Source organism: Thermomicrobiales bacterium (assembly GCA_023954495.1).
Taxonomy (GTDB): domain Bacteria; phylum Chloroflexota; class Chloroflexia; order Thermomicrobiales; family CFX8; genus JAMLIA01.
Genome location: JAMLIA010000032.1, coordinates 19,780 through 32,385, shown reverse-complemented (window position 1 = coordinate 32,385; position 12,606 = coordinate 19,780). Strand labels below are relative to the sequence as shown.

General features: G+C 64.2%; 14 protein-coding genes. 6 read left to right on the top strand and 8 right to left on the bottom strand.

Going from position 1 to position 12,606, the window contains the following annotated elements; genetic code table 11:
* From M9890_08210 to M9890_08185, 6 genes are all read right to left on the bottom strand, one after another.
* On the bottom strand, positions 1-230 hold a 230-nt coding region (locus tag M9890_08210; GenBank protein MCO5176934.1), incomplete at its 3' end, for a DUF2437 domain-containing protein.
* A gap of 68 nt (positions 231-298) precedes the next feature.
* Positions 299-760, bottom strand: coding sequence for a GNAT family N-acetyltransferase (locus M9890_08205; protein MCO5176933.1), 462 nt, complete (start codon positions 758-760; stop codon positions 299-301).
* Positions 747-1,406 (bottom strand): alpha/beta hydrolase, encoded by a 660-nt coding sequence (locus tag M9890_08200; GenBank protein ID MCO5176932.1) that lies wholly within the window; start codon positions 1,404-1,406, stop codon positions 747-749. Before M9890_08200 ends, M9890_08205 begins: the two co-directional genes overlap by 14 nt.
* Entirely contained in the window at positions 1,369-1,584 is a 216-nt protein-coding gene (locus M9890_08195) for a hypothetical protein (GenBank protein ID MCO5176931.1), read from the bottom strand. Before M9890_08195 ends, M9890_08200 begins: the two co-directional genes overlap by 38 nt.
* A 26-nt stretch (positions 1,585-1,610) precedes the next feature.
* Complete coding sequence (locus tag M9890_08190; GenBank protein MCO5176930.1) at positions 1,611-2,369, bottom strand: SDR family oxidoreductase; 759 nt, start codon at positions 2,367-2,369, stop codon at positions 1,611-1,613.
* Between the two features lie 450 nt (positions 2,370-2,819).
* Entirely contained in the window at positions 2,820-3,239 is a 420-nt protein-coding gene (locus M9890_08185) for an ester cyclase (GenBank protein ID MCO5176929.1), read from the bottom strand.
* Positions 3,240-3,363: 124 nt separating this feature from the next.
* On the opposite strand from M9890_08185, the gene M9890_08180 reads away from it, so the two are divergent.
* From M9890_08180 to M9890_08155, 6 genes are all read left to right on the top strand, one after another.
* On the top strand, positions 3,364-5,658 hold the full coding sequence (locus M9890_08180; GenBank protein MCO5176928.1) for a helix-turn-helix domain-containing protein: 2,295 nt from the start codon (positions 3,364-3,366) through the stop codon (positions 5,656-5,658).
* A 94-nt stretch (positions 5,659-5,752) separates the two neighbouring features.
* The gene (locus M9890_08175; protein ID MCO5176927.1) at positions 5,753-8,266 is read left to right on the top strand and encodes an HAD-IC family P-type ATPase; all 2,514 of its coding nucleotides are present in this window, start codon (positions 5,753-5,755) and stop codon (positions 8,264-8,266) included.
* 31 nt (positions 8,267-8,297) lie between these two features.
* Entirely contained in the window at positions 8,298-9,239 is a 942-nt protein-coding gene (locus tag M9890_08170; protein MCO5176926.1) for an ABC transporter ATP-binding protein, read from the top strand.
* On the top strand, positions 9,236-10,033 hold the full coding sequence (locus M9890_08165) for an ABC transporter permease (GenBank protein MCO5176925.1): 798 nt from the start codon (positions 9,236-9,238) through the stop codon (positions 10,031-10,033). The genes M9890_08170 and M9890_08165 overlap by 4 nt, the downstream gene beginning before the upstream one ends.
* Before the next feature lie 230 nt (positions 10,034-10,263).
* Positions 10,264-10,635: a VOC family protein gene (locus tag M9890_08160; protein ID MCO5176924.1), complete on the top strand. Its 372-nt coding sequence runs from the start codon at positions 10,264-10,266 to the stop codon at positions 10,633-10,635.
* Between the two features lie 109 nt (positions 10,636-10,744).
* A complete protein-coding gene (locus M9890_08155) occupies positions 10,745-11,305 on the top strand; it encodes a DinB family protein (GenBank protein MCO5176923.1) in 561 nt (186 codons plus the stop codon).
* Here M9890_08155 and M9890_08150 read toward each other — a convergent pair.
* Positions 11,290-11,871, bottom strand: coding sequence for an AAA family ATPase (locus M9890_08150; GenBank protein MCO5176922.1), 582 nt, complete (start codon positions 11,869-11,871; stop codon positions 11,290-11,292). The genes M9890_08155 and M9890_08150 overlap by 16 nt on opposite strands.
* Positions 11,872-11,947: 76 nt before the next feature.
* Positions 11,948-12,322 carry a DUF983 domain-containing protein gene (locus M9890_08145; protein ID MCO5176921.1) on the bottom strand — a complete coding sequence of 125 codons (375 nt, stop codon included), beginning with the start codon at positions 12,320-12,322 and terminating at the stop codon, positions 11,948-11,950.
* Positions 12,323-12,606 lie beyond the last annotated feature (284 nt).

Below are 12,606 nucleotides of genomic sequence, written 5' to 3'. Positions count from 1 at the left end.
GGTACCTCGCGGGTCGGATCGTTCTCGGTCACGTGGGCGGCGTAGTTCAAGCCGATCGCGACGATCTTGCCGGGCACGATCGGGATGTCGAGCGCGACGTCGCCGACGCTACCGACTCGCTCGCCCTTCGTCAGCGTGCCGAACACGTCACCACTGGCGGCGTAGACGTCGTCACCTTCAACGATCCCGACGGCAACTGCGCCGTCCTTCTGGTAGCGGGCAATCTTCATTGCTGGTCCCTCCCCATGTCAGTCAATCGATCTGTCGCTATCTTAGCCGCACTCATGACGATTTCGCGCTATCCGGCATCGATCGCCAATCGAGCGACGAGCTCATCATCACCCCACGGCGCTGGCCCCTGCTCGACGAAGCCGAGCGAGGCATAGAAGCGCTGAGCCATCTGGTTGTGGCTTACATAGCCCACCCAGATCTCGTCACAATCGGGCTTCTGCCGCAGCCGATCGATGACCGCCTGCATTGCGGCGCGTCCGTATCCGCGAGACTGATGGCGCTCATCGATCATCAGTCGGTGAATCCAGTAGCGCGGCAGCCGCGGGTCGCGCTCGTCCGAGTACATAACGAAGCCGACCATGTCGTCATCGGCGTAGATCGCCAGCGGCAGCATCCAGGGATGCACGCGCGATTCGGCGAGCGAGACGACGTTCGGCTCGACATAGCCGTCCTGATCGGCGCTGATCTTCAACTGGATGCACGCTTCCCAGTTGTCCGTTGTGATCTCGCGCAGCTCAACGGTGCTCATGCGCAGCGTCCTGTTCGGTGAAGAATTCGAGCAGCAGGTTGTTGACGGCGTCCGGCGCTTCCATGTTCGCCAGATGGGCGACATCGGGCAATGAGACAACCCGGCTGCCAGCAACGCATTCGCCGATGAGTGTGGCGATGTCGCGCATCATCGGCTGATCGAGCGCGCCGGAGATGACGAGCGTCGGCACGCGAATCTCGCCAAGGCGCTCGATTGCGGGCGGGGTGAGTGCGACCATCGCGCCGGCGGGTTCGCCAGCGTCGTAGACCTGCCGGGCCATGACTCGAGCGCGTTCGCGGACATCCGCATCCACCTCGTCGGGTTGGCGGCTGGGGCCATCAACCCAGACCCGCAGATCGACTTCGGCGGCGGCGTCAATGTCGCCGGCCTCCAGCGCCGCCTCAATCGCCTCCTCGGACGCATCCAGATCTTCCGGCCACGGATAGCCACCCAGCGCCGGGTTGATCAGCGCCAGCCGCTCGATCAGTGCCGGGTAGGCGAGCGCCGCATCGATCGCCACCCGACCGCCGAACGAGCAGCCGACCAGCCGGACAGGCCCGAGATTGAGCGCAGCAATCAGGTCGGCCAGGTCCTCGTGATGCGCGAAGTCACCGGTGCCGCCTGATGACCCGCCGAAGCCGCGCAGGGTCGTAGCGCACGACCCGGAAGCGTGTCGCGAGCGCTGACACCTGCAGATCCCACATGTGCATGTCGGCGATGCCGGCGTGAATCAGTACGACCACCGGGCCGCTGCCGCTGACCTCGCAGGCCAGCTCAGCGTCACCGATGTTGATGCGTCCAATGCTGCGAATCGTTGGGTTCATGACGCGCCTCCGGTTGATGGACGTGGCTACTGCGCGGTCGCGCCACCGTCGGCGACGACGGTGCTGCCGGTCATGTAGGACGAGTCGTCGGACGCCAGGAAGAGGGCGACGCGGGCGATTTCGTCCGGTCGCCCGATGCGATGCAGTGGTGTCTCGTCGACGATCATTTGTGCGTAGGCAGCGCTGTCCGCGTGCCCGACGATCGAGCGCTGCAGCATCGGCGTGTCGATTGGGCCGGGGCAGAGGACGTTGACGCGGATACCGTCTGGCGCATGGTCGAGCGCCATCGAACGAGCCATGCCGATCAGGCCGGCTTTCGAGGCGGTGTAGGCGGCGTTGCGGCGCGAGCCGACGAGGGCCAGCTCCGACGCGGTGAAGATGATCGAGCCGCCGCTGGTCATGTGCGGGATGGCGTGGCGGGCGCAGTGAAACCCACCGAACAGGTTGACCTCGATTGTGCGCCGGAATTCGTCCTCGGGGATGTCGACGACGGTGCCGTGACCAGAGACACCGGCATTGGCGAACAGGACATCAACGCGACCAAAGCGGTCGGCGATGGCGTCGATTGCCTGCTGCACCTCGTCCGAGCGCGAGACATCAGCGGCCTGACCGAACGCCGTGCCTCCGGCGGCCTGAACCTCACCCACGGTCTGGTCGATCTCATCTGCTTGCAGGTCGATGATGCCGACGCTCGCGCCCTCGGCGGCGAACAACCGCGCGCTCGCCGCGCCGATTCCCGACGCCCCACCGGTGATGATCGCGACCTTGCCATCTAACCGTGCCATCGCCTGCCTCCCCTTCATCATGTTCGCTGCATGGAAGCACGATAGCAGGTGGCTCGGAGTGCAGTGGTTGGTTTCAGGTGTCATGTCTCCTGCGCATTGCCCGATCGACAGGCACTCCCGCCCTCTGTCAGTCTGAATGCGTTGTCAATGTCAAGTTGCCTGATCGGCAGCAAACCCCTTGCCCTGTCATCTTGAGGTCGCAACCGAAAGATCTCCCACCCGTTTGACTCAGTTCAACGCGGGGGAGATTTCTCGCGTGAGAGCTCGAAATGGCAGAAGAAGTGGCTGGCTGCCGATCGCACAACTTGACATTGGCGTCACCCTCAGCCCGACGGCTGCGGTCCAGATAGATTGAGCCCCTTGGCAGTTTGGCAGCGACGTGGAGGCAGAGATGGTTGGCGGGCGCAGCCGCCGGGCTGAGGGCGACGCTCGGTGGAGCGATCCGCTGGATCAGGCCGATGGGCCGGGGAGCAGGCCGAGCTGGATCAGCATATGAAAGCGGTCGGGCACACCCCAGTGCTCGACGATCTTGCCGTCCTCGAAGCGGCAGGCGTCGAAGACAGTCATTGCGAACGACTTGTTGGTCGGCGCGCGACCCATGAATTCGCCGACGTTCGTGCCGCGTGCTGTCATCCGTGCCCAGAGCATGTCGCCATCGACGGTCATGTCCTCGATGGTGAGCGTTAGGTCGGCCATCGTCGCGCGCAGCCAGAGGATCGTGTTCTTGAACGCTTCCAGGGTTGATGGAAGATCGAACTGGTGCTCAGCCCAGGTCGGACCGAAGCAATCGTTGAGCGCCGCGACATTGCCCTTGCTGAAGCCTTCCTCGATCACAACCCGGAACGTGTCCATCATCTGCTCGGCGGTCATTGTGGCGATCCTTTCGGTGACTATTGCCTGGCTCGTGAGACGATAGTGTTTGATTCGCTCGTCGCGAGCCAGTGACAGCGCCCTGACAACGACACTGACAACGCGGCAGATCGGAAGGGGATCGATGGATACGAGCAGACCGTTTGGCGAGCTTCTGCGTGCACACCGCAGTGCGGCCGGGTTGACCCAGGAGGAGCTGGCCGAGCGCAGCGGTTTGAGCGTGGACGCGATCGGCCTGCTTGAGCGCGGCGCGCGCCGGTTGCCGCGGCGCGATACAGTGCGGCGTCTCGTCGCGGCATTGCAGCTTACCGATGATGAGCGCGTGGCACTGCAACAGGCCGCCCGTGCGCAGCCACCTGGTGGCACCGATGTCACGGCCACGCTGCCGACCCCCACAACCAGCTTCATCGGGCGTGCGCTGGAGATCGACGAGATTGGTCGGCTGCTGCGAGAGTCGAATGTTCGATTGCTGACCCTGACGGGCGCAGGCGGCGTCGGCAAGACGCGCCTGGCTATCGAAGCCGCCCGGCAAGTCGCAGATGTGTTCGATGATGTCGCCTTTGTCGCGCTCGCTGCGATTCGTGATGCGGCGAACGCCATCGAAGCCATGTCGCTGGCGTTGGGCGTTCGGCTGCTGGGTGCGGGCGGGGCGGCACAGGTCCCACAGCCCGCGCGAGATGTGCTGCTGGTGCTGGACAACTGCGAGCATCTCGATGGCATCGCTCCATACATCGGCGAGTTGCTGGCGACGTTGCCGCGACTGACGATGCTGGCGACCAGTCGCCGACCGCTGGGTATCAGCGCCGAACGGCGCTACCCGGTTCTGCCGCTGCCTGTCGATCGAGCGGTGCAGCCGGGACAGGTGCTGTCGGCCGGCGTGCTGCTGTTTGCGGACCGCGCCCGTGCGCACGATCCGGCGTTCGCGCTGACTGCGGCAAACCTGCCGGATGTCGCGGCGATCTGTCGGCGGGTCGATGGGCTGCCGCTGGCGATTGAGCTGGCTGCTGCCTGGATCCGGCTGCTGCCGCCGAGCGACCTGCTGCGACGGCTGGATCCGGCGCTGCCGCTGCTGACCGGCGGACCGCGTGACCTGCCAGAACGCCAGCAGACGCTCCGGGCGACGATCGACTGGAGCTATGACCTGATTGATCCTGAAGTGCAGCGCACACTCCGCAGCCTTGCGGTCATGGAGGGCGGCTTCATCATCGCAGCCGCTGAGGCGGTTGTTGCCGCACCGGATGTGCTATCGAGCCTTGCCGCGCTGGTTGATGCGGGCCTGCTGGCCAGACTCACCGATGCCGATCCCGCGCGCTACGTGCTGCTGGAGACGGTTCGTGAATATGCCGTCGAGCAGTTGGCCACCAGCGGCGACGAGGTTGCCGTTCGCGATCGGCATTTGGCGTGGTGCCTGGAGTTTGTCGAAGCGGCCCAGCCGCATCTGGTCGGTCCGGACGAATCAATCTGGCTGGCGAAGCTCAGCCGCGAGAACGCTAACTTGCAGGTTGCGGTGCGCCGCGCGCTAGATCAGCGCGCCGCCGATATTGCCACGCGCTTTGCGGCGGTGCTCTGGCGCTACTGGGCCGGGCGTGGCCGGCTCAGCGAGGGACGGCGCTGGCTTGAACAGATTCTGGTGCTGGCAGGTGCGGCCGATCCAGGGGCCGTTCCGCCCCTGCGTCTGGCGATGCTGATGCACGTGACGGCCAATCTCGCTCGCGTGCAGGGTGACGCCGCCAGGGCTGAAGCACTCTACCGGGCGTGCCTGACGATCCGCCGCGAGCATAACGATCGTCCGGGTATCGTCGCAGCGCTCCACAACATCGGTATCGTCCTCGCCGAGCGTGGCGACCACGACGCCGCGCTGCGCTGTTATCAGGACGCGCTGGTGCTGGCTACCGACATCAATGATCCCTACGGGATTGCATTCATCCAGACGAGCATCGGCGAGGTGCTGCTTGCGAGCGGCGAGCTGGACGGAGCGGTTACGCACGTCACGGAAGGGCTGCGCGGCTTTCAGGCGATCGGCCACAGTTGGGGCGTGGCGCTGGCGACGACGCGGTTGGGCGATGTGGTGCTGGCGCAGGACGACATCGCGCAGGCCAAATCATTGCAGCGCAAGAGCCTGGCGCTGTCTGCCGACCTCGCCGACCCGCGCTCCTTCGTTGACGCGCTGGATGGTTTGGCGCGCGCGCTCAGTGTCGCGCAGCCCGCGACGTGTGTCCGCATGGCTGGCGCTGCCGACGCACTACGAGCGCGTTTTGACTGCCCACGACCTGCCCACTTGCGGGTACTGCACGACGATGTGCTGGCGACAGCCCGCCGCACGCTCAGTGATGCTGCTGCCGGGTCGGCGTACCTCAATGGTGCAGAGGCTGCCGAGGAAGAATCACTCCCAGCGCTGGTCGCAATCCTCGACCACTGAGCGGATTCCCACGAAACGTTAAGCAGTTTGCCTGTTGTAGCAGCACCAGCACGCTACACTTGAGGCGTAAACGGCTTGCGCCGGAGGGTGAATCTTGGCTTTACAGTCAGTCCCGGCCGCCTCGGCTGATCTCGATACCAGACAACACCTCGTTGGGCTGACCGATGCCGAGGTTGAGGCGCGCCGCACCCGCGGCGAGGTCAACACCGTCGAGTCGCAGTCCAGCCGTTCCTATCGACGCATCCTCTTCGAGAATGCGATCACCTTCGTCAACGTCCTGCTCTACGTCATCGTCGGCTTCCTGCTGGCGCTCGGCCTGTATGGCGACGCCTTCATGACAGCGATTCTCGTCGTTGCCAACGTGGTGATTGGCACCATTCAGGAGGCGCGGGCGAAGCAAAAGCTGGACCAGATCGCGCTGCTGACGAGGCCGGTCGCGACGGTGCTGCGCAATGGCGAGCAGCAGGAGATCGAGCCCGGCGACATCGTTGTCGACGACCTGCTGGTACTCGGCCAGGGCGATCAGGTGCTGGTCGATGGCTCCGTCCTGCGCTCGACCGCCATGCACGTCGACGAGTCGTTGCTGACTGGCGAATCCGACCTCGTGCCGAAGAAGATCGGCGACCCGGTCTACTCCGGCAGCTTCTGCATGACCGGCAGCGGCGTTTACCGCGCCGAGAAGGTCGGCGCGAACAGCATGGCCCACGCGATCACCGAGCAGGCGCGCGCCTACCGCACGGTCAAGACGCCGTTGCAGCACGAAGTGACGCTGGCCGTGCGGGTGATGTTGGTGCTGATGCTGCTGCTCGGCGTGCAGGTCGCCGACACGTTCCGCCATATCTACACCGATGTGCCGATGACCGAATCCGTCCGCGCGGCGGCGGTCATCGTCGCGCTCGTTCCGCAGGGGTTGATCTTCATGGTGACGGTCACCTACGCGATGGCCGCTGTGCGGATGTCCGGCAAGGGCGCGCTGATTCAGCGCATGAACGCGGTCGAATCGACGAGCCAGGTGGGAGTGCTCTGCCTCGATAAGACCGGCACGCTGACGACGAACGAGCTGCAGGTTCGTGAGCTGGTGCCGATCGGCATGGACGACGCCGAACTACGGACTGCGCTGGGTGACTTCGCCGCCAGTGCCTCGTCCGGCAACCGCACAAGTACCGCGATCCAGACCGCCTGCCCGAGCGCCGGACGTGCGGTGCAGGTCGAGGTGCCGTTCTCCTCGAAGACGAAGTGGAGCGCGGTCGCGTTCGATGACGGTGCCTGGGTGCTGGGCGCGCCGGAGATGCTGTTGCCGGCGCTCGACAATGGTGCCGACATCGCGGCGCGGGTAGATGAGTGGGCCGATCAGGGCTATCGGGTGCTTCTCTTCGCGCGCGCCGGTGATGATAGCGAGCTGGCCCGAGGCAGCGATCGGCAGGTGCTGCCGGAGTGTCTGACAGCGGCCGGACTGATCTGTATCAGCGACGAGCTGCGACCGGAGGCGGCTGACACGATCGCGCGCTTTGCCGAAGAGGGCATCGCGCTGAAGATCATCTCCGGCGACAACCCCGACACGGTGGCGGCCCTGGCGAAGCAGGCAGGTATGCCGGGCGATCTCGCGCTCGTCTCCGGCATGGAGCTGGATACAGTGTCCGACGCCGACCTCGGCGAGCTGGTCGAGCGCGCGACCGTATTCGGGCGGATCGCGCCGGAGCAGAAGCAGCGGATTGTCCGCGAGCTGCGGAAGCGCGGCCACTACGTCGCGATGATCGGCGACGGCGTCAACGATGTGCTGGCGCTGAAGCAGGCGAACCTGGCCATCTCCGTCCGGAGCGGCAGTCAGGTCGCGCGTAGCGTCGCCGATGTCGTGTTGCTGGAGGATTCGTTCGCCGCGCTGCCGGAGGCATTCCGCGAGGGCCAGCGAATCCTTAAGGGTATGCAGGACATCATTCGGCTGTTCCTGGTGCGAGCGCTCTACACATCGCTGATGATCTTCGGCAGTACGCGGCTGGGGCTGGAGTTTCCGACGACACCGAAGCAAAGCGGCCTGGTTGCGATGGTGACAGTCGGTGTGCCGGTGCTCTTCCTGGCGCTGTGGGCGCGGCCCGGTGCGACGCCGCGCCGCCTGATCCCTTCGGCCGGCTACTTCGTCGTGCCGGCGGCCGCCAGTATTGCCGTCGCCGGGCTGGCGATCTATGCCGCTGTGCTCTCGATTGGCGGCACGCTGGAAGAGGCGCGCACGGCGATCACGATTGTCTCGATCGTCTGCGGTCTGATGCTGCTGCCGTTCCTCTCGCCGCCGACCGATGCCTGGGTCGGAGGCGACGAGCTGACCGGCGACTGGCGACCGACATTGATGGCCGCTGCATTGCTGGTGTTGTTCGTGGCGGGAATGAACATCGCCCCGGCACGCGACTTCTACGAGATCACTGGCTTGTCGCTTTCCAGCTACCTCATCATCGGATTCGTTGTCGTTGGCTGGGCGTCGATGTTGCGACTATTCTGGCGGCTGCAATTGCTGCAGCGGCTCGTCGCAGCAATCCGCTTGCGGTGGGGTGCAATGCGCGTCTGGTTCAGACGATTCCGCAAGCACGACCCGGCGGTTGAGGCGGCTTCTGACTGAGGCAGAGGTTCTCTGGACAAGGAGGAGTTGAGTGGAGGAAGCGCCGATCGTAGTAACCCACCTCACTCGCTCCTACGGCAAGCGACGCGGTGTTATCGACCTCGACTTCAGCGTTCAACCCGGCGAGATCTTCGGCTTCCTCGGTCCCAACGGCGCAGGCAAGACGACGACGATCCGTCTTCTGATGGGCATGCTGCGTCCGGGGGCGGGTCGGGCACGCGTCTTCGGTCTGGATTGCTGGTCACAAGCGCCTGAGGTCAAGGCGAAGATCGGTTTCCTGCCCGGCGAGATTCACCTCTATGAGCGCATGACCGGCTCGGAGTTCCTGGACTTCTTCGCCAGCTTCCGTGGTGGGCACGTACCGCGACGAGCGGAGCTTGTCGAGCGGTTCGAGCTGGATGTCAACGCGCGTATCCGGCATCTGTCGAAAGGCAACCGCCAGAAGCTGGCGATCATCCAGGCGCTGATGCACGATGCGCCGGTCCTGATCCTTGATGAGCCGAGCAGCGGCCTGGACCCTCTCATGCAGGTTGCGTTGATCGAGGCGCTGCGTGATGAGCAGCGGCGCGGGAAGACACTGTTCCTCTCCAGCCACATGCTGAATGAGGTCGAACGCGTTGCCCATCGCATCGCGATCATCCGCGAGGGACGGATTGTGACGATCCAGGATGTCGACCGTTTGCGTGAGACACGAGAGCGCCACATGGAGGTGCTGCTACAGCAGCCGGTCGATGCGGCAGTGTTCGACAACCTGCCCGGCGTGCGCGTTCTGACGACGCATGCCGACGGTCTGCACGTCGATCTGGCGGTGAGCGGCAATCCGCGCGAGCTGCTGGGCGCGCTCAGCGCGCTGCCGATCGAGGATCTGGTCTACGGTCCGCCCGACCTGGAGAGTGTCTTCCTGCGCTACTACGACAGCGACCAAACTGCGGCGGCTCTGGCCGGGAATGACGAGGGCGAGGCGCGCGGATGAATACCGTCATGTTCCGCCGCTGGTTACAGGAGTCGCGCTGGTCAGCGCTCGGCTACGGCGTCGGCGCTGCGGTGTACATCCTCGTCATCGTCTCGGTATTCCCAACTGTCCGCAACAATTCTCAACAGCTTAACCAGCTGATCGAGATCTACCCCGAGGCGCTGAAGAAGGCGTTTGGTATCGACGACATCTCGACACTGGCCGGCTTTCTGGGCGCTGAGGCGCTGAACGTCATCTGGCCGATCATCGTCGGCGTCTTCGCGATCACTGCCGGAAGCTCGGTCGTGGCTCAGGAGATCGCGGACGGCACGGTCGATCTCTGGCTGTCGGTGCCGGAGCGTCGCTCGCGGTTGCTGCTGGGGAAGGTCGCTGCGCTGATCGTGGTCGCTGCGGTCATCGTCGCTATCTCGATCGCGGCCATCTGGATCGGCGCGATCCTCGTCGATGAGTCGTTTGCAGTCTCCCACTACCTGGCAGCATTTGTAACAATGCTTGTTCTGTTGGTCACGATGCTGGCCTATTCGGTGCTGTTTTCGTCATTCATGAGTGACCGGGGCCGCGCTGCTGCCCTGGCGGCTGTCGTGACGATCGGTTGCTACCTCGCCTGGATCATCGCCAGCATGAGCAGCACGGTGAGCTGGTTGCGCCACTCGATCTTCTCCGTCTACAAGCCACAAGCAGCTCTGGCCGACGGCACATTGCAGCTTGGCGGGCTCGCCATTCTGCTTGCCGTCAGCGTCGTCTGCATTGGCGCTGCCGTGGTGCTGTTCGCCCGTCGCGACGCGATTAGCTAGCCGTCTTCACAGCATCACAATGTGGGCCAAGTTCAGGTGCGTACGTACGCACCTGAACTGCACTGGAAGTGGTCTCCTGAAACACTCCATTTTGCTGCTCAAGTGGTCGCATATGACTGCTTGACACCGTAGTACAGATGTTCTACTATGAGTGTCGGCACCGGTGTACGTACTGCAGATTCGTCCGCATCTCCCGACACTCAGGGAGCCAAACCAAAGGAGATCCCTTCGTGGCGCATCCAATCGTTCACATTGAGATTCCAGTCAAGGATGCCGACACAGGCAGCGGCTTCTACGGCGAGCTATTCGGATGGAAAATCGCGCATCACGATGAGATGAACTACGTGTCGTTTGACCCTGGGGACGGGGTCGGCGGCGGATTCCCGGTTAGCGACAGTGACGGAACCGGCAACGACGGAGTTCTTCTCTATGTGGGGACCGACGACATCCCCGGAATGCTGAACCAGGCCGAGACGCTTGGGGCGACGGTCGAGTCGACAAAGGCGGAAATCCCCGGTGTCGGCTACATGGGTGTCTTCCGCGATCCGTCCGGCAACCGGGTCGCACTGTTCACGCCGCTCGGTGAGGGCCGCGAGGGCTAGCCGAGAACCACAGTCCCGGGGTGGGCAGGGACGATGCGGTCATCCTGCAGCGGGCAATGACGCCCAGCCCCATCTATCCGCGACCAACGCGCTTCATCGGAGGGGGAGCATGACGATCTGGGTAACGGTGATCGATAGTCGCACCTTGCGCCGGATTCGATCGCGAGTCTTCGGCCACCGGCAGGCTTCGCTCGCCGATGAGGCGTCGCGCTACACGATGATCGACTACGAGATCACGCTGACCGACATTCGTCGCGCGATTCGTGAGCGCATCCTGGCGCTGCCGGAAAGTGCGTTTGACGGCGACGGCGCAGGCGATTCCTCGGCCGGTCGCGTTGTCGCCCGGCTGTGCGATACGTCGAGTGGTCTGTACTTGCGGGTTGCCCGCGACATTCTCAACCTGCCGGCAATCGACCGGCTGCCACGACCGCAGCATCTCTCGCAGATCGACGCGCTGGCCGCGCTCGACGACATCGACCGCGAGCTGCTGGAAGTGCTCGGCACAGCCGATGAGGCTGATCTGGAGCGGCGGATCAATGACCCGCATCTCGGGTGCGTGCAGTTGCGCGACGTGCTGCTGGCGCTGGCGCTCCACGAGGATGCCCACCTGGGCTACCTCGTGGGTTCGCAGACTGCCCACTGCGATTCGGATGGCTACTGCGCGGCGTAGCCGTCGTCTGGCCGTGCTGGAAGGTCGGCAAGCCAGCGATCCACCGCAGCGGGAGAACGCAACCGTACAAACGTGATCTCCGACCAGCGCGGGTCGCACAGCGCGGCTTCGAACTGTCGCCGCCGTCGCCGATGGGTCAGGACCGTATAGGTGAGCAGGGAGCGGTCAGGATCCCAGAACGCCAGGTGATCGCGCATGATCTCCCGATTGCCGTTCCAGATCTCCTCCTGTGTCCGCCAGCGCCGCCAGCTGCGTAGCCCCGAACGCCGTAATGCGGTTGTCAGGCTCAGGTCGAGCCAGATAATCGTGTCAGCGTGTGGCCAGCTGATGTGCTGCTGTTTCGAGGTGTAGTTGCCGGCCAGCACCCAGGCATCCTGCTCGATCGCAGCGCGAACGCGCCGTTGGAAGACAGCGTCGGGTGCCGGTGTCCAGTTCGGATCCCAGTGGAGCGCGTCCAGCTCGACGAACGGAATGCCCAGTCGCTCGGCAACTGCACTTCCGAGCGTTGTCTTCCCACAGCCGGAGCTGCCGATGACGATGATGCGGCGGCCGATGTGGTTGGTCATCGTCGTGTGGCCTCATGTTCGCTGGTTGTCATCTCGCGCGCCAACAGGCTGCAGCGCCAGTCGCGTCGACCCAGGCTCAGCGCTGCAACCGTCCGGGTGGCAGGCGGTTGAAGAAGGCGAGGTCGACGGCGGCCCAGATCGTCTTCGAAATCGGGTACAGGAAGATCGGCATGACCAGGTTCAGGGCGAGACCGGCGATGATCAGTTCCGTGACCGGCAGTGTCGGCCAGGTCCGAATCGTGACGGTGACGAACATCGCGGTGAAGATCAGCTCGGTAATCACGATGTTGAATGCCATCGCGCCGACCCAGTAGCCCTCTTCGTGCTCGAAACTCCAGCCACAGCGTGGGCAACGCTCCACCATGCTTGTCCAGCGCCGAAACAGATGACCACTCCCGCAGACAGGGCAGCGCATGGTCAATCCGCGCCACAACATGACCAGCTCGTTCACTACTCACTCCGACGTCGCAATCCGTAATTCCCACCGCCCCTAATCGTAATGAATGAAGCAAGGCAGGTGGTGTCCAGACTGCCCTGATCCGGCCTGACCGGTCGGACAGGGACGATTCCGACCCATCGTCGGAGGTTGCAAACGGCATCGGCGACTAGTCTTTTTTGAGTCAGTGAGCCGGCGACGTTGCCGGCCGATGCAATGAGGCAGCTGGCGATTCGCGCCCAGGCGCGACGAAGGAGGTCCACGATGGACGCCGTCACGATGAAGTACATGGCTCAGTA